The organism is Streptacidiphilus carbonis (assembly GCF_000787775.1).
Taxonomy (GTDB): Bacteria; Actinomycetota; Actinomycetes; order Streptomycetales; family Streptomycetaceae; genus Streptacidiphilus; species Streptacidiphilus carbonis.
Genome location: NZ_BBPM01000008.1, coordinates 75,042 through 100,467, shown reverse-complemented (window position 1 = coordinate 100,467; position 25,426 = coordinate 75,042). Strand labels below are relative to the sequence as shown.

Here is a 25,426-nt window from a genome sequence, read left to right as displayed (position 1 = left end):
GTGACTGGTGGAGACCTCTGGCTGGACACTGACATCTTTGGACTAGACCAATGAACTGTCAACACTCTTTCCAGTTATTGCTCACTCCAGCAGTCGCGCTCGTAGCGCCCCCACCAACTCGTCGTCCACACCCAGCCGTTCCACCGCGTAGCCGCGGACCGAGCCATGGGCCGCGGTCAGGTCGTCGAGGACGTGGCGCAGCACCGCGGCGGGGGCGCGGCCGTAGCCGGGCCAGATCTGCTCGCGGTCCGGATAGGCGGCGCGGTAGTCGGCGAGCAGCCGGGCGGAGGCGAGCTCGGTCAGGGCGAAGTCGGCGAGGATGTCGTCCTCGCCCACCCCGAGCAGGCTGAGCACCAGCGCGGCGATCAGCCCGGTGCGGTCCTTGCCGGAGGCGCAGTGGAACACCAGCGGGGCGCTGTCGGGCCGTCCGTCCGCGGCGATCACGTCCAGGGTCTCGCGGATCTCCTTCGCGCCGTCCTCGACGACCTCGGCGTAGCGGTCGGCGAGGTGGCGCCAGGGGTCGGCGTCCGGGTCGATCGCGGCCTGGTCGTACGGCCGGTGCTCGATGCTGAGGTTGTGGTACTCCAGGCCGGGTTGCTCGGGGACCCGCCCGCCGCGCTCGACCTCCCAGGGGTAGCGGAGGTCGACCACGGTACGGATGCCGAGGTCGAGGAACCGCTGGTGGTCCGGGCCTCCCGGGGTGAGCTTTCCGAGCGAGTCGGAGCGGTAGAGCCGACCCCAGCGCACCGAACGGCCGTCCGCCGCGGCGTAGCCGCCCAGGTCGCGGAAGTTGTGCAGTCGCTCGAACGCGATATGTCTCGTCGTCATCGACCCAGACTAGTGATCCTTCCGTGCCGGGCCACCAGCAGGGCCGGGGTGCGGCTTACTTGCCGTACCGGCCGAGTTGATCGCGCTGCAGCTGCCGGCGGCGGCGCCGTTCGCGGAAGCCCACCCGCGGGCTTCGCACCTCCACATTGCCGTGGCGCACCTCGCCGGACACGTTCACCAGCAGCCGCACCGGCGTGCCGGGTTCGGGGGTGGTCGCGCGCTGGTGCACATTGCCGCCGTGCATCTCCACGCTGTCGATCTGCACCACCACCTCGGGCGGGACGATCAACCGGACATTGCCGTGGCGCACCACCAGTTCCATGTCGAGCACGGGTGCGCCGATGGCGGCCTGGGTGAAGTCCAGCACCACGTTGCCGGCGCGGCACTCGACCTCCAGTCGGCGCGGCACGATCCAGGGGCCCAGCCGCTGCAGATTGGAGTGGTGGGCCTGCAGTCGGATCAGGTCCTTGGCGTCCACGGCCGCAGCGGCCGGGGCCGGCGGTCCGGCGGTGGTGGCCGGCAGATCCCGTACCAGGACGGCCAGTTCGCCGTAGGTGCGCGCCTCCAGCGCGATCCCGAGCCGCTCGTCCAGCTCCTCGGCGGTGAGCCGTCCGTCACCGGCGGCGACCCGCAGCTGCTCGACGATCTCGTCCCGGTCCTCGTGCGAGGCCCGCATGGCCTGGTGGTCGTCGTCAGGGCGGTGGGTGTGGAGGATCGGATCTCGCGACATATCGCGTATCCTATCGGCTGTCCGGCCGGGTGACGAGAGCATGCGGCAAGCGCCTCCCGAATGGCTGGTCAGCGCGGTGCGGCAGGCCCGTCCGGGACGACGGCGCCGTGTTTCGGTCGAACGCTGTGCCCCGGTCAGGGGGTGGTGCGCAGGATCCGGGTCAGGAACTCGGCGTTGCCGGACGACTTCCGCAGCCGTTCCAGCAGCAGTTCGACGGCCTGCTGCGGTCCCTGGGCCTGCAGTGCGCGGCGCAGCCGGTGCATCGCGTCCAGCTCGTCGGGGGCGGTCAGCAGCTCCTCGCGGCGGGTGCCGCTCGGGGCGGGGCTGATGGCGGGGAAGATCCGGTGCGAGGCGAGCGTGCGGTCGAGGCGGAGCTCCATGTTGCCGGTGCTCTTCAGTTCCTCGAAGTAGTAGTCGTCGGCCCGGGACCCGGTCTCCACCAGGGCGGTGGCGATGATGGTCAGCGAGCCGCCGCCCTCGATGCTGCGGGCCGCGCCGAAGAGCTTCTTGGGGGCCAGCAGGGCGCTCGCGTCCACGCCGCCGCTGAGCGTACGGCCGCTGCCGGCGGTGGCCGTGGTGTTGTGGGCCCGGCACAGCCGGGTGATCGAGTCGAGCAGCAGCACCACGTCCTCGCCGGCCTCGACCAGGCGCCTGGCCCGCTCGACGACCAGCTCGGCCAGTGCCGTGTGCTCCTTGGCCGGCTGGTCGAAGGTGGAGGCCAGCACCTCGCCGCGGACCGAGCGGCGCATGTCGGTGACCTCCTCGGGGCGCTCGTCCAGCAGCAGCACCATCAGTCGGCACTCGGGGTGGTTGCGGGCCACCGCGTCGGCGACGGCCTGCAGTACGGCGGTCTTGCCGGCCTTGGGCGGGGCGACGATCAGCCCGCGCTGGCCCTTTCCGATCGGCGCCAGCAGGTCGATCATCCGGGTGGTGAGCCCGGCGGCCCCGGTCTCCAGGCGCAGCCGCTGGTGCGGATGGACCGGGGTGAGATCGGCGAAGTGCGGCCGCTTGAGCGCCAGTTCGGGCGCTCGGCCGTTGACGCGGACGATGCCGCCGCCGGCCGTCTCGACCAGGTCGCCGCGGCGCAGGCCGTATCGGCGGACCTGCTGCGCGGTGATCCGCGGATCGCCGGGCAGCGGCAGGCAACCGGGGCCGCGCAGGACGCCGCCGGTGGCGTTGCGGCCGGTGGCGAGGTCGAAGACGCCCGCGGTGACCGTGGCTGCGGCGGTGCCGGCCAGGACGGGTTCGGGTGTTTCGGTCGGGGTGACCGGGGGTTCAAGAAGGGTGGTCATGATGGAGTCCTCTCGCGGACAGGGCGAGGCAGACGGCGGCAGGTGTCGGCGATCATCGCCCGGGACAGCGGCGCGGCCTGCGATACAGGTGGAGGTGGAGCGAGGGCTGCGCCTGGAAGCCGGTCACAGAAGGACGGGCTGCGTCAGTGGGCAGTCGGCGATGCGGAACGGTGGTGCGAAGAAGCACGGGCGCCGGACTACGGCGATCTCACATGCTGATGGCAGAGTAGCAGCTGTCAACCGCTGAGGGAAGAGCGTTCTACCGCGGAGTAATCCGCTTGTGAGAGCGCTCCCAATGGACCACCATCGGCGCCATGACCCTGCGAGCAACGGTCCGCCCGTACCGGCCGGAGGACCGCGACGCCCTGTTCGACATCTGCGTCCGGACCGCCCACGACGGCGGTGACTCCCGGCACGTCTACCCCGACCTGGAGCTGATGCCGAGCATCTTCGCCGCCCCCTACGCGGTCCTGGAGCCGGAACTGGCCTTCGTCGTGGACGACGGCGAACGGGCCGTCGGCTATGTGGTCGGCACCGCCGACACCGCGAGCTTCGTCAAGCGCTTCCGCACCGAATGGCTGCCGACCCTGGCGGATCGCTACCCGCTGCCGGAGCGCGAGCCGACCACGCCGAGCGAGGCCATGGTCGATCTGATGCACCGTCCGGAACGGATGCTGCTGGACGAGCTGGCGGAGTACCCGGCGCACCTGCACATCGACCTGCTGCCCAGCCACCAGCGGCTGGGCCATGGACGCGAGCTGATGGACGCGCTGTTCGCGGCGCTGCGCTCGGCCGGCGTCCCCCGGGTCCACCTCGGCATGGTCACCGCCAACACCCCGGCCCGGGCCTTCTACGACCGGCTGGGCTTCCATGTGATCCCCGTCACCGACCCGGGCCCGCTCACCTACCTGGGCCGCTCGACGGCCTGAGGCGGGCGCCGCGGGCCCGGGGCCCACTGTCAGTGCCCTCTGGGAAGCTGGAGAGCACGGGAACAGCGGCGGGTGGCAGGAGCGGGCGACATGGCTGAAGCGGAGAGTGGATGGCGGCGTCCCGGCGGGGACCTGTGCCTCAGGCGGCACGCGCTCACGCAGGTCGAGTGCGTGCTGCCGGACACGCACTACCCGGCGCCGCATCTGGCGCTGGACGGGACGCTCTGGCACGACGGGCTGTGCGGCGAGTGCCACGGCGACGGGGTGTCGGACGGCGCGCCCTGCGGGACCTGCAAGGGGGTCGGCTTCGCCGTGGTCGACGCCGAGGACGCCTGACGGCGAGGACGCCTGACGGCGAGGACGCCTGACGGCGCCGGGCGATCCCGCCGGCGAACGCCGGGCGTTCTCCCGACAGGCGCCGGGCTCCCCGACAAGCCCTGACACAGTCGTGACCACCACTGTGGGACGGATCACGGGAGGCCCGAGCCCTCCGGGTTCTGTCGATCGGTTGTGCGGCGGATAGGCTCCGGCTGGTGATACCAACAGCGCAGAACGCCCGAGAGTCGGCCGTACCGCAGCAGATCAGGCCTCCCCGCCTGGTCGTGTTGGACGGTCTGCGCATCCTCGCCGCGCTGACCGTGATGTTCCACCACTACGTCGGTTTCGGCGGCAGCCCGACAGCCGCGCACAACGCCTGGGGCCGGCCGATCCGCCAAGTCTTCCCCACCGCCGCCTGGCTCGGTGCCTACATGTGGACCGGCGTCTGCCTGTTCTTCCTGATCAGCGGCTTCGTCATCTGCATGAGCAGTTGGGGCAAGGGGCTCGGCGCGTTCTTCACCTCCCGGGTGACCCGGCTGTACCCGACCTACTGGTTCGCGATCCTGGCCACCACGGTGGTGCTCACCACCTGGCCGATGGTCACCCAGCCGCTGGACTTCTTCTCGATCGTCACCAACCTGACCATGTTCCAGACCGGTGTCGGGGTGCTCAACCTGGACGCGGTCTACTGGACCCTCTGGTTCGAGCTGCGCTTCTACCTGCTGTTCGCCCTGGTCGTCTGGAAGGGGGTGACCTACAACCGGGTCGTCGCCTTCTGCCTGATCTGGACGGTCGCCGGGATGGTGAGCCCGACCACCAAGGAGCCGCTGCTCAGCCTGGTCGCCATGCCCGGGGTCTCGTCCTTCTTCATCGCGGGTCTGGCCTACTACCTGATGTACCGGTTCCGCCCGAACCTGCTGCTGTGGGGCATCGTCGCGGTCAACCTGATCATCTCGATCGACTACGCGAACGAGCACCAGCGCGAGTCGAACCCGTGGCTCGGCTACACCTATCCGGTCTGGCCCGACGCCGTGCTGGTGGTGCTCTGCTACGCGGTGATGGCGATGGTGGCGCTCGGCCTGCTCTCGCGCATCCAGTGGAAGTGGCTGACCTGGGCCGGAGCGCTCACCTACCCCTTCTACCTGGTGCACGAGAACATCGGCTGGACCATGATCAGGCTGCTGCACCAGCGGATCGCCCCGTGGCCGCTGGTCGGCCTGACCGCCGTCACCATGCTGGCCTTCGCCTGGCTGGTGCACCGGCTGGTCGAGCGCCCGCTGGCCCGGCTGCTGAAACGCGGCGTCACCAGGGCACTGGACGAGTACCGGGAGCACACCCCGGCCGACGGGGCCGTCCCGGCTCCGGAGACCGTCCCGCAGCAGGAGACGGTCTCGCAGCAGGAGACGGTCGGAGCGGCGCGGCGCTGACCGGCGCCGCCCGCGCCCGGAACGTCCGCCGCAGTGCCAAGCTGGGGGCAGGACGGACGAGGGAGTACCGGTGAGTGTGCGTTTTCAGGAGCTCGACTGGCGCCGGACGGCCCTCGGTGAGCTGGCGCTCCGCCGCCGCCGCTACCCCGATGTGGGCGGTGTGGACCGGGACGTCTACGAGATCAAGCTCAATGACGAATACCTGATGTCGAGCCTGTTCACCGTCGCCGAGCTGGAGCTCGGGCGGCTGGCTCTCGCCGAGTTGGCGGGCGCGGCCGACGCGACCCTCGACGTGGTGGTGGGCGGCCTCGGCCTCGGCTGCACCGCGCAGGCCGTGCTGGAGAGCCCGGCGGTGCGCTCGCTGGTCGTGGTGGACGCCCTCGCCGAGGTGATCGAATGGCATCAACGCGAGTTGATCCCCTCCGGACTGGCGGCCGATCCGCGCTGCCGGCTGGTGCAGGGCGACTTCTTCGCGATGGTCCGGACCGGCTCCGGACTCGACCCGGACACCCGCGAGCGGCGCTTCCACGCGATCGTGGTGGACATCGACCACTCGCCGCGCCACTGGCTGCACCCCGGCAACGCCGACCTCTACCGACCGACGGGGCTGCGCCGCCTCGCCGGGATGCTGAACCCCGGCGGGGTGTTCGCCCTCTGGTCCAACGACCCGCCCGACCAGGAGTTCATGTCGTCCCTGGCCGAGGCCCGGGCCTTCGCCGAGGTGCGCGCGGAGATCGTCACCTTCGACAACCCGCTGCAGGGCCGCGAGGCCGCCAACACCGTCTACCTCGCCGTCACGCCCCTGCACGGTGCTCCCCGGGGCGGGTAGCGTGGCCGGACACGGGGCGGACACGGGGCCGCCGCTGACCGTGCGGCAGAACACCGCGCTGCTCGCGGTGCTGTGCGCCCAGGGCGCTCTGCTTGCGGCCGAGGGCGTCGTCGGCGTGGTCGCCCGTGGTACGTCCACGCTGCTGCTGCGCCTGCCGGGGGGCGCCGCTCGATTTCCACCGCGTCGACGGCGCGCGGGATCGGCCGGTCAGTCGTCAGTCCCGAGTGCCTTTCGGGCCGCCGCCTGGAACGCCTTGTCCGGGACCCGCTTCGCCTGCGCCGCAGCCTGGAAGCGGGTGTTGAAATGTTCGAGCCGGCCGACGCCCCCTCGGATGGCTTCATGGCTCCACGCCGTACCGATGGTCTCCCATTCGGACATCGCCCTGCGAAGCTCGTCCGCCGCTTCGGCCACCGCTCGGGGACCGGCGACGCTCACCGCGGCAGCAGCTGTGCTGAACTCCACCCAGGCCTCGTGTGCATCGATGAAGCGGGCCTGCCAGTCGGTCGGCGTACTGCCCGCTTCCAGCAACTGGTCGGCCGACTTCCACCACGCCGACGACAGTCTCTTCCCGGTGGCGATGAAGGTGTTGTAGGCGTCGCGCCGCATCTCCTCGCGCCAGCGCTCACGCTCCCCCACCTGCTGCAGCCGGTGCTGCCGGGACTGCCCGACCACAGAGAGCCAGCCGCCCCCCAACCCACTGACCGCGCCAACTGCCGCTCCTATGACCGCCGCTGCGCTCGCATCCACAACCAAGCATTAGACCCGACCCGACCCGCCACTGCCACACCATCCCCACAGGCGCCCTTGAGAGCGTCCTGCGGCTAGGACGCATGCTCGCGGGACGCGTTCACGCGCAACGGCTGGTATTACTGGGGCATGCAGGAAGAGACGGCACGCTCCGCGATCGACTCGTTCATCTCCGCGTTCAACGCCTCGGACGACAGCCATGTGACTGCCCTGCTCTCCCAGGCCCTGACCTCAGACGTGGTCTTCTGGGGGCCGTTGGGTCGCAGCGAAGGAATCGCGGCGGTCGAGCGGTTCATGCTGGACATCCGGAACCACCCGGCGGGCGCCGGCACGATGGTGCGCTGCTCAGCGGTGGACATGCCTGACGAGTGGGCCCGGTACCAGTGGGTCTTCACCACGCCGGATGGAGGCCCCCGCCTGGCGGGAACGGACGTCGTCCATCTGCGGCGGAGCCTCATCGACCAGGTCATCGTCTTTGCCGGGGAGATCGGGCCGTCCGCCTCCTGAGTCGTCCTTCTGCCGCTTGCCTTCTCGTGAGCTCGTCCCACGGCACTCCGGGGCTGCGGTTCGCGGTTGGTTCAGGCCGTGGCGTTGAGGGCACGGTGCGGCCGTGTCCTGGCTCTAGCTCGCAGACGGGGCCGCCCGGGCTGCTGCTCCAGTCGCCGTATTACGGCGTGATACGATTTCGTCATGGCGAAGACGAGGATCTCCATCAGCCTGGATCTCGAACAGGCCGAACGCATCCGGCTGGCCGCGGAGGAAGGTGGTCAGGACGTTTCCGCCTACGTGGTGGCAGCCGCGCTCACCGAGGCCGTGCGCCGGGAGCGGATCGCTGCGTCTTTTGCCGATATCGACGCGGCCATCGCCGCTGCTGAGGCTGAGGCGGAGTCCTTGGACTGGCCGCCGGCGAGCGACGCCCTGACGGAGGATTCGGTTCGGATCAGGGAGCAGGTTGCGGCAGCCCGAGCTCGGGCGACAGCGATCCGTGCCCGTCGGAACGTGGCATGAATCGGGGCTGCCCGACGTGTCCTGACGCCGATTCACTCGGCGATGTGGTGTACGACGCAGGGATGCTCATCGCGCTCTCCGACCCGCGGGATCGGCGCACCCGAGTACTCCACGGGGAGTACTGCCTGACCGGGCGTCCGGTCGTTCCTGCCCCGGTGGTCGCTCAGGCGTGGCGAGGAGGTGCCCGCACTGCCTACCTGGCGCGGGCGCTCAAGGACTGCGCGGTGGTGTGCTGCTACACCGAGGCGGAGTGGCGAAGGGTGGGCGAGCTGATCGGCAGAGCGGACCTCAACCCGAAGAAGAAACCTGATCCGGTGGATGGCCTGGTCGCGCTCACGGCTGTGGAGATCGAAGCGACGATCGTCGCGACCTCGGACCAGGACGACATCCAGGCGTATCTGGACCAGATTCACGACAGCCAGGCGATCACTGTCATCGGAGTCTGACCCGATCGCGCCTTCCATGTGTCCGTAACGGCTGCACTGTACCGAAATGCCATGCGGCCATGCGGCACATCAACACCAGCCCGTCTACCGGGACGGATACGCACTCACTGGCCGACTGACCTGCTCGGAGGGCGGGCGGTACGATCCGCGAGCGCTCCTCGGCCGCTCCGGCCGACCGAGTCCTGTGGGGGATACGGCGATGACGTTCCGACTGCGCGCTGTTCGTGCGCTGGTACTGCTGGCGGGCTTCTATCTGTTGGGTTTGTTTCTGCTGGCGGCCATGGCGACGGTCGACTGGCTGGTGGTGACGCGACTGTCCGTCTCAGTCGCGATCTGGCCCGTAACGACTGCCCTGATGGGCACCGTTCTGGCGGCGGTGGCGATCCTGCGGGGCATGTTCGCCTTTCTGCGTGCCGGACGTCTGGGGCCCGCGTCCCACGCGGCCGCGGTCACGCCCGAGGAGCAGCCCGAGCTGTGGGATCAGGTGCGGGCCGCGGCCGAAGCGACCGGGGAGCGGCCGCCCGACGAGCTCTACCTGATCGCCGAGGTCAACGCGGGGGTCTCCGAACAAGGCCGCCTGTTGGGGCTGCTGCCCGGACGGCGCCGTATGCTCCTGGGTCTGCCGCTGCTCGCCGGGCTGAACGTCCCGCAGCTGCGTGCCGTCCTCGCCCACGAGTTCGGGCACTACAGCAACCGTGACACGAGGCTAGGCGGGGTCACCATGCGCGGCCGGGCGGCTGTTATGCACACGGTGGAGGCGTTCGGCGGGGTCGGCACCCGGCTGAGCCACCTCATCGGCTCCCTTTACGTCAGATATGCCCGGATGTTCCTGCGGACCTCGCAGCCCGTGGCCCGCCAACAGGAACTGGCAGCCGACCAGGTGGCCGCTCGGTACGCAGGTCGTGACGCAATGGCGGCTGCGCTGCGCGCCCTTCCGCTACTCGACGCCGCGCACACCTACTATCTCGAGACGTACGCCGGGATGGGCAAGCCGGTGGGAGCCTTGCCGCCGGTGGGCGAGGTACACGCCGGCTTCCCACGCCTGCTCGCCGCCCGGACGAGCGAGCGGCTCGCCGCGCTTTCCGCCGGGCAGCGTTCTCGGCGTCCGCATGACTACGATTCGCACCCGCCGACTGCCGAACGAGTCGCCCTGATTGAGGAGTTGCCCGAGGACGGCCGACCTGACGGATCGGCTGACGGGACTGCCGCGCCCGCGCTGGTTCTCCTGCGCGACCCGGAGCGGGTGTTCGTTCGCAAGCCCGGGATTCACCCGTGCGAGCCGGAGAACCCGCAGGTCAGGGCCACATCAGGCAGTAGAGCTGGTGGCCGGCGTCGTGGAGGCGGTTGGCGAAGTCGTGCCACTCGTGGAGCATCTGGTAGATCACGAAGGCGTCGCGGGGGCCGCGGCGGTCGGGGACCGTGGACCAGATGAAGGCGGCGGTGCCGAGTTCGGCCTCGTCGGCCTTGCGGAGCGGTTCGACGACGGTGTGCGGGAGCTGGAAGACGGCGTAGTCGGGGTGGAGTACGACCAGTTCCAGCGGCGGGACGTTGGCCAGCGGGATGCCCTTGATGCCGGTGAGGACCATCGCGCTCATGGTCTCCGGCTTGATCTTGGTGGAGAGGCCGCCGCTGAAGGTCTCGTCGCCGTCGCGGCCCTCCGCGCCGTAGAGCTCGCCCAGGCGGCCGAGGGTGCCGAGCTCGCCGGCGTCCAGGCCGAGGCCGTCCCGGCCCAGCGCGGTGGGGACACGGGCGGCGGTGGCGCGGTCGGGTGCACCGAAGTACTTGTAGGTCACCCCCACACCGCCACCGCCTCTGTTGCCACCACTGCTGTTACCGCTACCACTGCCCTCGCGACGCCTGCGCGAAGCCCTCGTCGGACCCTCGGACCCTTCGCGCGGCTCGGACACGGCACCATCCTTACTGGCAGTCATCGTTTTGCCAACAGGCAACGGGCGTGTGACAGTCCGGCCTCCCGAAAAGGCGCACCTGACACCGAGTCCCGTCGGCATGCGGCTGTGCACTGCGGCCCGATCATCGTCCCAGATGATCGGCCGGGACATGCCGAAGGACAGGCTGCGGTTTGGAGAAGATGGGGATTTGAGACCATGGTCCCTGTGAGCTACCCCTACGAAGCCCCCGAGTCCCAGAAGCTGTTCGATCGCGCCTCCGCGGTGACCCCCGGCGGCGTCAACTCCCCGGTCAGAGCATTCCGAGCGGTCGGCGGGACGCCCCGGTTCATGGTGTCCGGCCAGGGCCCCTACCTCACCGACGCGGACGGCAGGGAGTACGTCGACCTGGTCTGCTCCTGGGGTCCGATGATCCTCGGCCACGCCCACCCCGATGTCGTCGAGGCCGTACAGGCGGCCGTCTCACGCGGCACTTCGTTCGGCACGCCCGGTCAGGGCGAGGTCGAGTTGGCCGAGGAGATTGTGAGCAGGGTCACTCCGGTCGAGCAGGTCCGGCTGGTCTCCTCGGGCACCGAGGCGACCATGTCGGCGATCCGGCTGGCTCGCGGCTTCACCGGGCGCACCAAGATCGTGAAGTTCGCCGGGTGCTACCACGGGCACGTGGACGCGCTGCTGGCGGCGGCCGGCTCCGGGCTGGCCACCTTCGCGCTGCCGGACACCCCCGGGGTCACCGGCGCCACCGCGGCCGACACCATCGTGCTCCCCTACAACGACCTGGACGCGGTCCGCGCCGCGTTCGCCGCGCACCCGGGCGAGATCGCCTGCGTGATCACCGAGGCCTCGCCGGGCAACATGGGCGTGGTCCCGCCGCTGCCCGGCTTCAACGCCGGGCTGGCGCGGCTCTGCCGCGAGGACGGCGCGCTGTTCGTCTCCGACGAGGTGATGACCGGCTTCCGGGTGTCCCGGTCCGGCTGGTACGGGTACGAGTCGGCGAACGAGGGCTGGGGCCCGGAGACGGTGCCGGACCTGATGACCTTCGGCAAGGTCATGGGCGGCGGCTTCCCCGCGGCGGCGTTCGGCGGACGTGCCGAGGTGATGGCGCAGCTGGCTCCCGCCGGGCCGGTGTACCAGGCGGGCACGCTCTCCGGGAACCCGGTGGCCACGGCGGCCGGGCTGGCCCAGCTGCGGGGCTGCACCGACGAGGTGTACGCGACGGTGGACCGGGTGTCGGCCGAGGTCTCCGGGCTCGTGAGCGAGGCGCTGGGCAAGGAGGGCGTCGCACACCGGGTGCAGAAGGCCGGAAGTATGTTCTCGGTGTTCTTCACGGACGACACCGTGACCAACTACGACGAGGCACGGCGGCAGGAGTCCTTCCGGTTCACGGCTTTCTTCCAGTCGATGCTGGCGAACGGGGTGTACCTGCCGCCGTCGGCGTTCGAGTCGTGGTTCGTGTCGGCCTCGCACGACGACCGTGCGGTCGAGCGGATCGCGGAGGCGTTGCCCGCGGCGGCGCAGGCCGCTGCCGCGGCGGTCGCCGGGTAGGCAGGTGGGGCTACGGGTTTGCGGCGGGGTGCGGCTCGGTCCCGGTCGGCCGCGCACGCCTTTGGCCAAGGACAGCCTCGCGCCCCTTAGGGCGCGCGAGGCTGTGGGGCGATACTGGCAGAACGTCTGTTGTTAGTAGAGGAGCAGCACAGGTGAGCAGTCCTGAGACCACCGTCGTCCACCTCATGCGGCATGGCGAGGTGCACAACCCGGAGGGCGTGCTCTACGGGCGGCTGCCCGACTACCACCTCTCCGAGCTGGGGCGGAAGATGGCCGACCGGGTCGCCGACCACCTCAGCGGGCGGGACGTCACGCATGTCGTCGCCTCCCCGCTGGAGCGGGCCCAGGAGACGGCGGCTCCGATCGGCGCGGCCCACGGGCTGGCCGTCGCCGCCGACGAGCGGCTGATCGAGGCCGGCAACATCTTCGAGGGCAAGACCTTCGGGGTCGGCGACGGCTCGCTGCGCAACCCGCAGTACTGGAAGTACCTGACCAACCCCTTCCGCCCGTCCTGGGGCGAGCCGTACATCGAGCAGGTGGTGCGGATGATGGGCGCGCTGAACGCGGCCAGGGACGCCGCCCGCGGGCACGAGGCCGTGTGCGTCAGCCACCAGCTGCCGATCTGGATCACCCGCAGCTTCACCGAGCACCGCCGGCTGTGGCACGACCCGCGCAAGCGGCAGTGCTCGCTGGCGAGCCTCACCAGCTTCACGTACCACGGGGACAAGATCGTCTCCATCGGCTACAGCGAGCCGGCCAGGGACCTGCTGCCGGCCCACCTCACCGGCAAGGGTCGCCTCGGCGACGCCCCGGTCGCCAAGAGCTTCGGCGCCTAGCGTTCGAAGCACGGCGTCCACGGGACAGAGTCCACAGCACGGCGTCCACAGCACAGCGTTCGCGTTCGAACGAGGGCCGGACAGATCATCTGACTGGTTGACAGAACACGCTGTCGCGGCAGGTCAGCAGGCCTGCCGCGACACCGTGCCGGGGCCGGTGAAACTGCTCAAAACACCCATGCGAAACTCTTCACATGCGTTCCCGTCCGCTCCGTAGCAGCTCCGCTCGTACGCTGATCGCCGCCCTCGCGGCCGCGTCGGCCCTGGCTCTGGCCGGTTGCTCAACCTCTTCCGGGTCGAGCGACAGCGCCAACACGCAGTTCGTCAAGGGCACCGGACAGACCAGCACCGTGGCGGTCAAGGACCGCAAGGCGCCGATCAGCATCTCCGGCAAGGACCTGGACGGCAACCAGCTCAGCGTCGCCGACTACCGGGGCAGGATCGTCGTCCTCAACGTCTGGGGCTCCTGGTGCTCGCCCTGCCGGGCCGAGGCGGACGGTCTGGAGACGGTGTACACCGCCGACAAGGCCAAGGGCGTGCAGTTCGTCGGCATCGACACCCGCGACCTGCAGACCGCGCAGCCCAAGGCCTTCGTGGCGGACCACCACCTCACCTACCCGAGCCTCTACGACCCCACCGGCGACCTGCTGCTGAAGTTCCCGGCGGGCACGCTCAACCCGCAGGCCATCCCCACCACGATCATCCTGGACCGGCAGGGCCGGGTCGCCGCCCGGGCGCTGCTCCCGCTGAGCGCCCCGCAGCTGACGCAGATGCTCGCGCCGCTCCTCGCGGAGAAGTCGTGAGCGCCGCGGCGCCGGTGCTGCAGCTCGCGGACATCAGCAGCCAGGTCTCCGGCGCGCTGGTACTGGCCGTCCCGGTGGCGCTGCTCGGCGGGCTGGTCTCCTTCTTCTCCCCGTGCGTGCTGCCGCTGGTACCCGGCTACCTCTCCTATGTGACCGGCTTCTCCGCGGTGGACCTGGCCAGTGCCGAGGGCAGGCGCCGGGGTCGGGTGGTGCTCGGGGCGCTGCTGTTCATCCTCGGCTTCACCGCCGTGTTCGTCTCCGGCGGCGCGCTGTTCGGCTTCTTCGGCAACCACCTGCTGGCCCACCAGCGGGTGATCTCCGAGGTGTCCGGGGTGCTCACCATCGCCATGGGACTGGCTTTCATGGGCTTCCTGCCCGGCTTCACCCAGCGCGAGCTGCGCAGCCACCGCAAGCCCATCGTCGGGCTGCTGGGCGCGCCGATGCTGGGGATCGTCTTCGGGGTCGGCTGGACGCCCTGCCTGGGGCCGACCCTCACCGCCGTGAACGCCCTGTCGATGAACCAGGCCAGCGCGAGCCGCGGTGCGCTGCTGATGGCGGTCTACTGCCTGGGCCTGGGCCTGCCCTTCATCCTGGCCGCGCTCGCCTTCCGGCGGGCGCTGGGCGCGTTCGGGTGGATCAAGAAGAACTACCAGTGGGTGATGCGGATCGGCGGCGGCATGCTCGTCGTGGTCGGCGTCCTGCTGGTCACGGGGGCGTGGGACCAGCTGGTCGGCCAGCTGCGCTACTGGACCTCCGACTTCACCACGGGAATCTGACTGATGACCACCACCGACCAGCCGGACGACGCCGCCCGCGCCGCCGCCGCCGAGCGGGCCGCAGCGGCCGAGGCCGACAGCCCGGAGCAGTCCGAGCCGGACCCCGACCTGCCCGACGCCGCCGACGAGGCCGCCGCCCACGAGGCCGCCGCCGACGAGCCCGGTGACGGCGACGAGCGTGACGAGCTGTCCGCCGCCGGACGGCTCAGCAGCGCGCCGCTCGCGGAGCAGGAGCAGCCCGAGGCCGAGGTCGTCGGCATAGGCGTGCTGGGCTGGACCCGGTGGGCCTGGCGGCAGCTGACGTCCATGCGGGTCGCGCTGATCCTGCTGTTCCTGCTGTCCCTCGCCGCGGTCCCGGGCTCGCTGGTCCCGCAGACCGCGGCCTCCCCGGCCAAGGTCGAGGCCTGGCAGCAGGCCCACAAGTTCTGGGTGCCGCTCTTCGACAAGCTGGGGATGTTCCACGTCTACAGCTCGTTCTGGTTCTCGGCGATCTACATCCTGCTGTTCATCTCCCTGGTGGGCTGCATCATCCCGCGCACCTGGCAGTTCGTCGGCGTGCTGCGGGCCAGGCCGCCGGCGGCCCCGCGGCACCTGGTCCGGCTGCCGGTGTACGCGACCTGGCGCAGCAGCGCCGACGCCGACGCGGTCCTCACCGCGGCGCAGGGCGCGCTGCGCAAGCGCCGGTTCCGGACCTCCACCGCGGGCGGCGCGATCAGCTCCGAGAAGGGCTACCTGCGCGAGTTCGGGAACCTGCTGTTCCACATCTCGCTGGTGGCGATGCTGATCGCCTTCGCGGTCACCAAGCTGGCCGGCGGCCAGGGCACGGTGATCGTCGTCGAGGGCGGCTCCTTCAGCAACAACGTGACCCAGTACGACGACTTCGAGCCCAGCACCCTCTACACCGCCGACAGTCTGCCGCCCTTCGGCTTCACCCTGGACGGCTTCGACGCCAGCTTCCAGACCAGCGGCAGCGCGCGCGGACAGGCCATCACCTTCGCCGCCAAGCTCAGCTACTGGCTGGGCTCGGGTGGCAAGCAGACCTCCGGCACGGCCTCGGTCAACCACCCGCTCCAGGTGGACGGCGACAACATCTACCTGACCGCGCACGGCTTCGCCCCGGTGATGAAGGTGACCAACGCCAAGGGCGAGGTCATCTTCGACGGCGCGACGCCCTGCCTGCCGCAGGACGCCAACGTGACCTCGCTGTGCACCATCAAGGTCACCGACGGCTATGTCGGCAAGGACGGAAAGAAGACCCAGCTGGGCTTCACCGGCATCTTCGCCCCCACCGCCGAGATCGACCCGGTCCTCGGCCCCCGGTCTACCTTCCCGGCGGCCACCGACCCCGGCCTGTTCATCACCGGCTACCAGGGCGACCTGGGCATGGACACCGGGAACGCGCAGAGCGTCTACCAGCTGGACACCGGCGCGATGAAGCAGCTCAAGCTGGACAAGACCAACCCCTGGAAGGCCCAGCTGCACTCCGGCCAGGGCATGAAGCTGCCGGACGGCGGCACGATCACCATGACCGGCCTCAAGCAGTGGGCCAACTTCACCGTGGCGCACAACCCGGGCACCGGGTCCGCACTGGTCAGCTCGGCGCTGGCGATCCTGGGACTGATCGGCTCGCTGTTCGTCCAGCGCCGCCGGATCTGGGTGCGCGCCGTGACCGGCCCGGACGGGGTGACCACGGTGGAGCTGGCCGGGCTGGCCCGCAGCGAGTCCTCCCGTATCGCCGAGGAGCTGGCCGAAGTGGCCCTGGTGCTCCAGGACACCGCCCCGGCCGACCGGGACGACGGTGACCGCGACGACAGTGGTGACGATCCGTCAGCAGCAGATCGTGAACTGACCGCCACCTCCCTTTCCGGAGCCGGAGAAGCCGAATGAACATCGCAGCCGCACAGTCGGTCAACAGCAGCCTGGCCCACGTCTCCAACGTCCTGATCTACTCGGCGATGGCGGTGTACCTCTTCGCCTTCCTCGCCTACACGGCAGAGTGGACCTTCGGCGGACGCAGCCGGGTCGCCCGCCAGTCGGCCGCCCTCGCCGAGGCGGAAGCGGCCGCGGCGGAGGCCGCGGCGCCGGCCAAGGTCTCGATCAGCGTCGCCGCGGCCAACGGCGGCACCACCACGCTGACCCGTACCGTCGCCGCGAAGGCCGGCAAGGTCGATATCGTGGCGAAGGGCGACGCGGCGCCGCCGGTCGAGGGCGCGGGCGCGGCCGGCGGCAACGACCAGGCCGACCGGCTCGGCCGGATCGCGGTCAGCCTCACCTCCCTCGCCGCGCTGCTGCAGCTCGGCGGGGTGGTCGCGCGCGGGCTGTCGGCGGGGCGCCCGCCGTGGGGCAACCTGTACGAGTTCACCTGCGCGATGACGCTGGTCGCGGTGATGCTCTTCCTGGGGCTGCTGTACTCCGGTCGCGACGTGCGGTGGCTCGGCCTGCCCCTGATGCTGGGCGTGCTGACCGGCCTCGGCGTCGCCGTCACCGTCCTGTACGCGGCCTCCGAGCAACTGGTCCCGGCGCTGCACTCGTACTGGCTGTGGATCCACGTCTCCGGTGCGATGATCTGCGGCGGCGCGCTGTACGCCGGCGCCATCACCTCGGGCCTGTACATCTGCAAGGACTTCTACGAGGCCGCCCGGGCCGAGGGCCGCACCAAGGGCGGCCGCTGGTCCGACATCTGCGAGCGGATGCCGTCCGCGGCCAGCCTCGACAAGCTCTCCTACCGCATCAACGCCATCGTCTTCCCGCTGTGGACCTTCACCATCGTGGCCGGGGCGATCTGGGCGGAGTCGGCCTGGGGCCACTACTGGCAGTGGGACCCGACCGAGACCTGGGCCTTCATCACCTGGGTCGTCTACGCCTGCTACCTGCACGCGCGGGCGACGGCCGGGTGGAAGGGCCGCAAGGCCGCGGTGCTGGCCCTGATCGCCTTCAGCTGCTACCTGATCAACGCCTACGGCGTCAGCATCTTCATCAACGGCGTGCACTCGTACGCCGGTCTGTAGGCCGGGGGTCCGGGGGTTGCCCCCCCGGGGGGATGCAGCATCAATGGTGTCCACTCGTACGCGGGTCTGTAGAAGGCAGACCTGTCGCACCGTCAGTGGCGGTGCCGGCCGTGGCGGCTGATGCCGATCATCAGCACCACGCCGGTGCCGATGAACGCGGCGGCGCCCCAGGCCAGCATCCCGGCGTCGGTCCCGTCCGAGCTGCTGTGCGCCACCCGCGTCGGCTCCGCCGCGTGCGCGGCTGTCGGCAGCAGCACGGTGCAGCCGGTCACGGCGGCGGTCAGCAGGACGGCGACGGCGACGACGGCGATGCGGACACGAGTGGACATGGCAGGTTCCCCCTGGGAACGGTGGTGGTGATACCGACAAGACTGCCACCGGAAGATCCCCGCGTCGTCCACCAGCCGTCACAGCGGGGCAACATTCGCGCCGTGGGGGCGTGCGGGGGAGTCCCTGTCCGGACATGTCACCGGGAGCAGGCAGAATGCCCGCGTACAGGTTGATCGACCCGTACGGGTTGAGCCTCGCCGACGGGTGGGGGCGGCGAGAACGGGGAGACGGCATCCATGGATACACGGATCGTGGGCGAGACGGCCGGCGGCGCGGCCGACACCTTCGGGACGGCGGGGCTGCGGCACCGGGTCCTGGACGCGTGGACGGCCTCGCCCGCGCGGTTCCGGGAGGACGCCAACGCCGAGGAGGAGCTGGCCCTCGGCGGCTACCGGGACCGGCTGGTGGTCGAGCTGGCGCAGAACGCCGCCGACGCGGCGGCCCGCGCGGGGGTGCCCGGGCGGCTGCGGCTGGCGCTGCGCGACGGTGTGCTCTGCGCCGCCAACACCGGTGCGCCGCTGGACCCGCAGGGCGTCGAGTCGCTGTCCACGCTTCGGGCCTCGTCCAAGCGTGAGCAGGAGTCGCAGGTGGGGCGGTTCGGCGTCGGTTTCGCCGCCGTCCTCGCCGTGTCGGACGAGCCCGCGGTGCTGAGCCGCCCCGGCGGGGTGCGCTGGTCGCTGGGCGAGGCCAGGGCGCTGGTCGAGGAGCGCGGCGAGCTGACCGAGGAACTGCGCCGCCGGGACGGCCACGTCCCGCTGCTGCGGCTGCCGCTGCCGGCCCGGGGCACCCCGCCGGACGGCTACGACACCGTGGTGGTGCTGCCGCTGCGCGACTCCGCCGCCGCCGATCTGACCCGCCGTCTGCTCGACGAGGTCGACGACGCGCTGCTGCTGACGCTCGGCGGACTGGTCGAGGTCGTGGTGGAGACCGAGGCCGGCGCCAGGACGCTGACCCGCCGCGAAATCCCCGCCGCCACCCATGAGGACGGCGGCCCGGCCGTGGTCGTGGTGGCCGGAGAGGCCGGGGAGAGCCGCTGGCAGGTGGCCTCGGCCGGCGGCGAGCTGGCCCCCGAACTGCTGCAGGACCGCACCGTCGAGGAGCGGCACCGCCCGCACTGGTCGCTGACCTGGGCCGTCCCGGTGGACGCCGAGGGCCGCCCGCAGCGCCCGCGCACCGCCCCGGTCGTGCACGCGCCGACGCCGACCGACGAGCCGCTGGGCGTCCCGGCGCTGCTGATCGCCTCCTTCCCGCTGGACTCGACGCGCCGTCATATCGCGCCCGGACCGCTGACCGACTTCCTGGTCGCCCGGGCCGGCGAGGTCTACGCCTCGCTGCTGCGCGACCGCGGCGCCGACCTGAGCTCGCTCGACCTGGTCCCCGGGCCGCTCGGCCAGGGCGAGTTGGACGCCCGGCTGCGCCGCGCGGTGCTGGACGGCCTGCCGGAGGTGCCCTTCCTGCCGCCGGTCGCCGAGGAGGGGAACACGCTCCGCCCGCGCGACGCGGTGCTGCTGGAGGATGCCGACGCCGGGACGGTCCGCGCCCTCGCCGATGTGCTGCCCGGGCTGCTGCCGGCCGGTCTTGAGCGCAGGCAGGAGCTGCGCACCCTGGGGGTGCGCCGGGTCGCCCTGGCCGAGACCGTGGACCAGCTCGCCAACCTGGAGAAGGAGCCCGCCTGGTGGCGCAACCTCTACGGTGCGCTGGCGGGCGGCGGCTCCGGGGGTGCCGCCGCGGAGACCCTGGGCGCGCTGCCGGTCCCGCTCGCCGACGGACGGCTGGTCACCGGGCCGCGCCGGGTGCTGGTCCCGGCCGATCTGCCCGCCGACTCGGCGATCCCCGCCGAGGACCTGGCCCTGCTCGGCCTGCGGCTGGCCCACCCCGACGCAGCCCACCCGCTGCTGGAGAAACTGGGCGCCGGCACCGCCGGCCCGGTCGGCCTGCTGGAGACCGCCGAACTGCAGGCCGCCGTCCGCCGCTCGGCCGACCTGGACGACCAGGACGAGGCCGAGGACGTCGCCGAGGCCGTGCTCAGGATCGTCAGGGCCGCCGTGCGGTCCGGGGACCTGGCCGAGGGCGGCTACCCGTGGCTCGCGCACCTGGCGCTGCCGGACGACGAGGGCGAGCTGGTCGCAGCCGGTGAACTGGTGCTCCCGGGCAGCCCGCTGGCCGCGATCGTGCACGAGGACGACGCGGTGTTCCTCGACGACGAGTGGCTGGAGCGGTGGGGCCCCGAGGTGCTGCGCGCCGTGGGCGTCGGATACACCCTGGGGCTGGTCCGCGCCGAGGAGGTGGTGCTGGACCCGGACGACCTGGAGCGGCTCGACCCCACCGTCCCGGCCGACCGCGCCGCCGGCGGCGAGCCGGTCGGCCTGCTGGACGAGGCCCCGGACGGCTTCGCCGACTGGGCCGAGGAGGCCGCCGAGCAGCTGGACAAGGACGACCAGGACGGGTCCCGGGGCCCCGAGGTCCCGCCGGTCGCGGCCGAGCTGCTCGCCGTCCGCGACCTCGACCTGGTCGCCGACGACGCCTGGCCGCAGGCGCTGGCCATGCTCGCCGCCCCGCCGCTGCGCGACGCCGTGGTGGTGCCGGTACGGCTGCTGCTGCCGGACGGCCGCACCGCCCAGGTGCCGCCGTACGCCGCCTGGTGGCTGCGGGACCACCCGGTGCTGGACGGCCGCCGCCCGGCCGGGCTGCGCGCCGCCGGCGCCGACCCGCTGCTGCGCGGCCTCTACGAGGAGGCGCGTACCGGCCTGGACGAGGTGTTCCTGCACGCCCTCGGGGTCCGCACCACGCTGTCCGCGCTGCTCGCCGAGGCCGACGGCCCGGACGAGGTGCTGTACCGGATGACCGACCCGGACAGCGAGGTGTCGCACCGTCAGCTGCACGGCCTCTACACCGCGCTGGCCTCGGTCGAGCTGAGCCGGATCGCCCTGCCCGAGGAGGTCCGGGCGCTGCCGCCGATGGACCCGGAGACCCTGCGCCGCCCCGACGGCACGGTGGTCGTCGACGTCACCGAGGCGGTCGTCGCCGACGCCCCCGACCTGGTCCAGCTGCTGGACGGGTTCCCGCTGATCACGGTCGCCCCGGCGCTGGCCGCCGCGCTCGGCGAGCGGCTGCACGTCTCGCTGGCCAGCGAGGTGGCCGGCGGCCGGGTGCTCAGCGAGGGCACCGTGCACCGGGTGCCGGAGGAGGTCAAGGAGCTGCTGCCCGGCTGCCCCGAGGTCTACGAGGAGCACGACGAGCTGCTGGTGGTCGGCCCGGACGGGCAGGACGCGGCGGTCGGCTGGCGCTGGGACGCGGACAGCCCCGCGCCCCGGCCGACGGGTGACACGGACGGCGGGGCCGATGGGGCCGAGGAGGAGGAAGAGGCGGAGCGCGACGAGTTCGCCGCCCCGGTCCCGCACGGCGCCCTGCACGCGGCCACCCCGGAGGGCCTGGCCGCCGGGCTGGCCTGGGCGGCGGGCCAGTGGCACCGCCGGTTCGAGGTGCTGGCCGTGCTCGGCGACCCCGACCGCGCCTATGAGCTCAGCGCGGCCAGGGACTTCGAGTAGTCGGCTCCGGAATCAGCCGCTGACCAGCTTCAGCACGTAGAACTGCTGCTCGTCGAAGACCGTCTGGTAGACCGTGCCCGGGTGCAGTCCCTCCACGTACCCGGGCACGTCGGTCGGAGCGCTGGGCGACCAGCCGTACGACATGTCCAGGGCCACGTACTGCGGCGGCGAGGTCTTGTCGCCGCCTATCCAGTACAGCTGGGTGCGTCCGGCCAGGTGCGCCATCAGCGTCACATTGGACTCCACCGTCACCCCGTCGGGGACGGCCGCCGAGGCCCGCTGCAGCATGCCGACCCGGTCGTTGGACGCATAGGTGGACGACGACAGCACATTGGAGGCGGGCAGGTTCATGGTGATGCACAGCGCCGCCGCGATCCCGGTGGCGGCCGGGATCGCGGCCCGGTCCGCGTAGGCGCGCAGCCACTCCCAGGAACCGGCCCCGGACCGCTGGACCGCGTCCACCAGGGCCAGGAACAGGATCGGCATCAGGACGGCGCTGTAGTGCCAGTCCATGCCCCAGTAGGCGTCGTTGGACGAGGTGAACCGCCACAGCAGGGTCGGCAGCGCGATCAGCACCAGCGGCGACCGCAGCGCCAGGAAGGCGGTGATCGCGATCAGGTAGCCGAGGGTGTGCAGTTTCACATCCGGCGAGACCAGGCTGTGCAGCAGCCCCAGCGGCGCGGTGAACAGCTCGTGGGTGGGGGAGTCGCCGGGCAGCTTGGACATGTAGTCGTAGTGCCCGGTCGGGTTGAAGTGCGGAATCACCAGATAGACGGTGATCAGCAGCATCGCCGCGCCGTAGACCGTGAGCAGCGCGCCGATCATCCGCTGCCGCAGCAGCACCAGCACGATGCCGATCGCCGCGACGGTCAGCCCCATGTCCTCCTTGACCAGCACCAGCGGCAGCGCCCAGAAGGCGGCCGGGTACCAGCGCCTGAGCACGATGTTGCGCAGCACCAGGGCCAGCAGCGGCACCCCGAAGGCGATCTCGTGGAAGTCGAAGTCGACGGCCCGCTGAACCCCCCAGGACAGTCCGTAGGCGATGCCGACGCACAGGCCCTTGGCCCGGGTGGTCACCTTGGCTGCGGTGTCCGACACGATCGAGACCGAGCCGGCGAACAGCGCGGCCTGGGCCGCCAGCAGGGTCACCGGGGAGGGGAAGACCCGGTAGAACGGGGCCAGCAGCGCCAGCACCGGGCTGAAGTGGTCGCCGAGGATGTTGTAGCCGACGCCCTTTATGGTGACGACCGGCGCCTGCAGATGGGCGTAGTCCCTGACCTCCTGGACGAAGATCGCGGTGTCCCAGGACATGGAGGCGAAGTGGGTGTAGCGGACCAGGGAGATCGCGCAGTAGCCGATGAGGAAGACCAGGCCCAGCACCAGGTGCGGCACCGCGGTCCGCGGCGGCATCCGGAGCCGGCGGCGCGGAGTCCCGGCCCCGGAGCCGGTGTCCGCAGCGCCGATGTCCGCGTAGGGGGCATCGGTGTCAGTGGTCATGGTCTCCCCTGCGGACTGGAACGTGTGTGCCCAGAACGGTACAGGGGATCCATATGCGGCCAGGAGACCGTTGCGGCGCCTATTTGCCGGCGCCTCCGGTGACGTCGGCCCCGACCTCGGCCGTGACGCCGCCCGTGACACCGTCAACAGCACCGCCCGTAGTGCCGTCTACAGCGCCGTCCGCAGCGCCGTCCCCAGCACCGTCCGCAGCGCCGCCGGGGGCGGTCGTGCCGGGCGCGGCGTGGGGCGTCGGGTCGGCGGGTTCCTCCCCGGGGGCCCTGAGCCGCCGCCAGACCACCTCCAGCAGCACCCCGGCGGTGAGCGAGATGCCGACCCCGGTCCAGGGGTCGCGCCAGCCCACCAGGTGCAGCTGGAAGAAGGTCTGCAGCCACGGCACCGCCAGCACCACCGCGAAGCCGCCGCCCATCGCCAGCACCAGCAGCACCCGCCACCAGGTGTAGGGCCTGGCGATGATCGCCAGCACCCACAGCGCGACCAGGAACAGCGTCAGCGTGGTGCTGCTGGTGTCCGCGACCTGCCCGGTCGCGTGGTCGGCGCGGGCCAGCAGATAGCAGGCGAACGAGGCGGCACCGGCGATCACCCCGGCCGGCACCGCGAACCGCAGCACCCGCCGGACGAACCCGGCCCTGGCCCGTTCGTTGTTGGGCGCCAGCGCCAGGAAGAAGCCGGGAACGCCGATGGTCAGCGCGCTCAACACGGTGGAGTGCCTGGGCAGGAACGGGTACGGCACCCGGCAGATGATCACCGCCAGCGCCAGCAGCACCGAGTAGACCGTCTTCACCAGGAACAGGTTGGCGACCCGCTCGATGTTGCCGATCACCCGGCGGCCCTCGCCGACGACCTGCGGCAGCGTGGCGAAGCCGTTGTCCAGCAGCACGATCTGCGCGACCGCGCGGGTCGCCTCGCTGCCCGCGCCCATCGCCACGCCGATGTCGGCGTCCTTGAGCGCCAGCACGTCGTTGACGCCGTCGCCGGTCATCGCGACATGGTGGCCGCGCGACTGCAGCGCGGCCACCATGTCGCGTTTCTGCTGCGGCGTCACCCGGCCGAAGACGGAGTGCTTCTCGACGACGTCGGCGAGCAGACCGGTGTCGGTGGGCAGCGTCCTGGCGTCCACCGGGTCCTCGGCCCCCGGCAGCCCCAGTGAGGCGGCCACCGCGCCGACCGACACCGCGTTGTCGCCGGAGATCACCTTGGCGGCGACGTTCTGCCGCCCGAAGTAGGCCAGCGTCTGCGCCGCGTCCGGCCGCACCCGCTGCCGCAGCACCACCAGCGCCAGCGGCACCAGCCCGGCCGTCGGGTCGGGCGCCTCCAGCGGGGTCCCGGTCCGTCCGAGCAGCAGCACCCGCAGGCCCTGCGCGCCCAGCCGGTCCACCTCGGTGAGCGCCGGGTGCCCGGCCGGCAGCAGCACGTCGGGGGCGCCCAGCAGCCAGGTCGCCTCCTCGCCGGCCGGCTCCTGCAGCACCGCGCCGGACCACTTGCGGGCCGAGGAGAAGGGCGCGGCCTGGAGCAACCGCCAGCCCTCCCCGACCGGATAGGCGTCGATGATCGCCTGCAGGCTGGCGTTCGGCCGGGAGTCGGCGGTGCCCAGGATGCCCAGCACCCGCTCGGCCGTGCCCCGGTCGGTGCCGTCCAGCAGGCGCAGCTCGGCGACGTCCATTCCCCCCTCGGTGAGGGTGCCGGTCTTGTCCAGGCAGACGGTGTCCACCCGGGCCAGCCCCTCGATCGCGGGCAGTTCCTGGACCAGGCACTGCCGCCGCCCCAGCCGGACCACCCCGATGGCGAAGGCCATCGAGGTCAGCAGGACCAGGCCCTCGGGGACCATCGGCACGATCCCGGCGACCATCCGGCGGACGGCCTCGGCGATGTCCGAATTGTTGACGTACAGCTGACTGAGGATCAGCCCGATCGCGGTCGGGATCAGCAGCCAGGTGATGTAGCGCAGGATGGTGTCGATGCCGCTGCGCAGCTCGGAGGAGACCAGGGTGAACCGGCTGGCCTCCTCGGCGAGCTGGGCCGCGTAGGCCTCGCGGCCGACCTTGGTGGTGGTGAAGGCCCCGGAGCCGGCGACGACGAAGCTGCCGGACAGCATCGGGTCGCCGGGGTGCTTCAGCACCGGGTCGGCCTCACCGGTGAGCAGCGACTCGTCGACTTCGAGGCTCTCGGCCTCGCTGATCCGGCCGTCCACGGTGACCCGGTCCCCGGAGCCCAGCTCGACCAGGTCGCCGAGGACGAGCTCGGCGTTGGTCAGCTCCAGGCTCGTCCCGTCCCGGCGGACCCTGGGGTGGGCCTCGCCGACCACGGCCAGGTTGTCGAGGGTGCGCTTGGCGCGCAGCTCCTGGATGATCCCGATACCCGTGTTGGCGACGATGATGAAGCCGAACAACGCGTCCTGGAACGGCCCCACCGCCATGATCACGACGAACAGGGTGCCGATGATGGCGTTGAACCGGGTGAGCACATTGGCCCGGACGATCTCGGCGGTGGAGCGGCTGGACCGCACCGGTACGTCGTTGACCTCGCCGCGGGAGACCCGCTCGGCGACCTCGGCGGAGCTGAGCCCGGTCGCGCGTTCGCCCGTAGCAGCCATGCTCCCGACCCTAG

Annotated in this window: 22 protein-coding genes and 1 pseudogene; 15 read left to right on the top strand and 8 right to left on the bottom strand. The window is 71.5% G+C overall.

Features of this window, described 5'->3' with window-relative positions; translation table 11 throughout:
- Positions 1 to 81: 81 nt before the first annotated feature.
- From TR46_RS08720 to rho, 3 genes are all read right to left on the bottom strand, one after another.
- Positions 82 to 828: a tyrosine-protein phosphatase gene (locus TR46_RS08720; RefSeq protein WP_042396362.1), complete on the bottom strand. Its 747-nt coding sequence runs from the start codon at positions 826 to 828 to the stop codon at positions 82 to 84.
- A 55-nt stretch (positions 829 to 883) separates the two neighbouring features.
- On the bottom strand, positions 884 to 1,558 hold the full coding sequence (locus TR46_RS08715) for a DUF1707 SHOCT-like domain-containing protein (RefSeq protein WP_042396359.1): 675 nt from the start codon (positions 1,556 to 1,558) through the stop codon (positions 884 to 886).
- Between the two features lie 134 nt (positions 1,559 to 1,692).
- Positions 1,693 to 2,850 (bottom strand): transcription termination factor Rho, encoded by a 1,158-nt coding sequence (gene rho / locus TR46_RS08710; RefSeq protein ID WP_042396358.1) that lies wholly within the window; start codon positions 2,848 to 2,850, stop codon positions 1,693 to 1,695.
- A 314-nt stretch (positions 2,851 to 3,164) separates the two neighbouring features.
- Between rho and TR46_RS08705 the strand changes: the two genes are divergently transcribed.
- The 4 genes from TR46_RS08705 to TR46_RS08690 all read left to right on the top strand — a co-directional run bounded on the left by TR46_RS08705 (position 3,165) and on the right by TR46_RS08690 (position 6,353).
- Positions 3,165 to 3,779, top strand: a complete 615-nt coding sequence (locus TR46_RS08705; RefSeq protein ID WP_042396356.1) for a GNAT family N-acetyltransferase — start codon at positions 3,165 to 3,167, stop codon at positions 3,777 to 3,779.
- Positions 3,780 to 3,869: 90 nt separating this feature from the next.
- Positions 3,870 to 4,115, top strand: a complete 246-nt coding sequence (locus TR46_RS08700) for a hypothetical protein (protein ID WP_042396354.1) — start codon at positions 3,870 to 3,872, stop codon at positions 4,113 to 4,115.
- 197 nt (positions 4,116 to 4,312) lie between these two features.
- Entirely contained in the window at positions 4,313 to 5,524 is a 1,212-nt protein-coding gene (locus TR46_RS08695; protein ID WP_152626357.1) for an acyltransferase family protein, read from the top strand.
- Between the two features lie 70 nt (positions 5,525 to 5,594).
- Positions 5,595 to 6,353, top strand: a complete 759-nt coding sequence (locus tag TR46_RS08690; RefSeq protein WP_042396352.1) for a polyamine aminopropyltransferase — start codon at positions 5,595 to 5,597, stop codon at positions 6,351 to 6,353.
- Between the two features lie 207 nt (positions 6,354 to 6,560).
- Here the strand turns inward: TR46_RS08690 and TR46_RS08685 are convergent, their stop codons facing one another.
- Positions 6,561 to 6,959 (bottom strand): hypothetical protein, encoded by a 399-nt coding sequence (locus TR46_RS08685; protein WP_152626356.1) that lies wholly within the window; start codon positions 6,957 to 6,959, stop codon positions 6,561 to 6,563.
- A gap of 270 nt (positions 6,960 to 7,229) precedes the next feature.
- Between TR46_RS08685 and TR46_RS08680 the strand changes: the two genes are divergently transcribed.
- The 4 genes and pseudogenes from TR46_RS08680 to TR46_RS44060 all read left to right on the top strand — a co-directional run.
- Positions 7,230 to 7,607: a nuclear transport factor 2 family protein gene (locus TR46_RS08680; protein ID WP_042396348.1), complete on the top strand. Its 378-nt coding sequence runs from the start codon at positions 7,230 to 7,232 to the stop codon at positions 7,605 to 7,607.
- Positions 7,608 to 7,790: 183 nt separating this feature from the next.
- Positions 7,791 to 8,108 carry a hypothetical protein gene (locus tag TR46_RS08675; protein WP_042396346.1) on the top strand — a complete coding sequence of 106 codons (318 nt, stop codon included), beginning with the start codon at positions 7,791 to 7,793 and terminating at the stop codon, positions 8,106 to 8,108.
- A gap of 62 nt (positions 8,109 to 8,170) precedes the next feature.
- Entirely contained in the window at positions 8,171 to 8,554 is a 384-nt protein-coding gene (locus TR46_RS08670; protein ID WP_152626355.1) for a hypothetical protein, read from the top strand.
- 46 nt (positions 8,555 to 8,600) lie between these two features.
- Positions 8,601 to 9,704, top strand: a pseudogene (locus tag TR46_RS44060) (M48 family metallopeptidase); the annotation flags it as partial.
- A 145-nt stretch (positions 9,705 to 9,849) separates the two neighbouring features.
- On the opposite strand, the gene TR46_RS08660 reads toward TR46_RS44060, so the two are convergent.
- Positions 9,850 to 10,347 (bottom strand): hypothetical protein, encoded by a 498-nt coding sequence (locus TR46_RS08660; RefSeq protein WP_084718153.1) that lies wholly within the window; start codon positions 10,345 to 10,347, stop codon positions 9,850 to 9,852.
- Between the two features lie 312 nt (positions 10,348 to 10,659).
- Between TR46_RS08660 and hemL the strand changes: the two genes are divergently transcribed.
- The 6 genes from hemL (at position 10,660) to ccsB (ending at position 17,426) form a co-directional block, all read left to right on the top strand.
- The gene (gene hemL / locus TR46_RS08655; RefSeq protein WP_042396337.1) at positions 10,660 to 12,003 is read left to right on the top strand and encodes a glutamate-1-semialdehyde 2,1-aminomutase; all 1,344 of its coding nucleotides are present in this window, start codon (positions 10,660 to 10,662) and stop codon (positions 12,001 to 12,003) included.
- Positions 12,004 to 12,188: 185 nt separating this feature from the next.
- Entirely contained in the window at positions 12,189 to 12,839 is a 651-nt protein-coding gene (locus tag TR46_RS08650) for a histidine phosphatase family protein (RefSeq protein ID WP_169790638.1), read from the top strand.
- Between the two features lie 194 nt (positions 12,840 to 13,033).
- Positions 13,034 to 13,642: a TlpA family protein disulfide reductase gene (locus tag TR46_RS08645; protein ID WP_042396334.1), complete on the top strand. Its 609-nt coding sequence runs from the start codon at positions 13,034 to 13,036 to the stop codon at positions 13,640 to 13,642.
- Positions 13,639 to 14,418 (top strand): cytochrome c biogenesis CcdA family protein, encoded by a 780-nt coding sequence (locus tag TR46_RS08640; protein WP_236655256.1) that lies wholly within the window; start codon positions 13,639 to 13,641, stop codon positions 14,416 to 14,418. Before TR46_RS08645 ends, TR46_RS08640 begins: the two co-directional genes overlap by 4 nt.
- 3 nt (positions 14,419 to 14,421) lie before the next feature.
- A complete protein-coding gene (gene resB / locus TR46_RS08635; RefSeq protein ID WP_084718111.1) occupies positions 14,422 to 16,305 on the top strand; it encodes a cytochrome c biogenesis protein ResB in 1,884 nt (627 codons plus the stop codon).
- Entirely contained in the window at positions 16,302 to 17,426 is a 1,125-nt protein-coding gene (ccsB, locus tag TR46_RS08630) for a c-type cytochrome biogenesis protein CcsB (RefSeq protein WP_042396332.1), read from the top strand. The genes resB and ccsB overlap by 4 nt, the downstream gene beginning before the upstream one ends.
- A gap of 92 nt (positions 17,427 to 17,518) precedes the next feature.
- On the opposite strand, the gene TR46_RS08625 is transcribed toward ccsB, so the two are convergent.
- On the bottom strand, positions 17,519 to 17,755 hold the full coding sequence (locus TR46_RS08625; RefSeq protein WP_042396330.1) for a hypothetical protein: 237 nt from the start codon (positions 17,753 to 17,755) through the stop codon (positions 17,519 to 17,521).
- A gap of 237 nt (positions 17,756 to 17,992) precedes the next feature.
- Between TR46_RS08625 and TR46_RS08620 the strand changes: the two genes are divergently transcribed.
- The gene (locus TR46_RS08620) at positions 17,993 to 21,304 is read left to right on the top strand and encodes a sacsin N-terminal ATP-binding-like domain-containing protein (RefSeq protein ID WP_042396328.1); all 3,312 of its coding nucleotides are present in this window, start codon (positions 17,993 to 17,995) and stop codon (positions 21,302 to 21,304) included.
- Positions 21,305 to 21,316: 12 nt separating this feature from the next.
- Here TR46_RS08620 and TR46_RS08615 read toward each other — a convergent pair whose 3' ends face one another.
- The gene (locus TR46_RS08615; RefSeq protein WP_052432636.1) at positions 21,317 to 22,801 is read right to left on the bottom strand and encodes a DUF2079 domain-containing protein; all 1,485 of its coding nucleotides are present in this window, start codon (positions 22,799 to 22,801) and stop codon (positions 21,317 to 21,319) included.
- A gap of 79 nt (positions 22,802 to 22,880) precedes the next feature.
- Entirely contained in the window at positions 22,881 to 25,412 is a 2,532-nt protein-coding gene (locus TR46_RS08610) for an HAD-IC family P-type ATPase (protein WP_084718109.1), read from the bottom strand.
- Positions 25,413 to 25,426 lie beyond the last annotated feature (14 nt).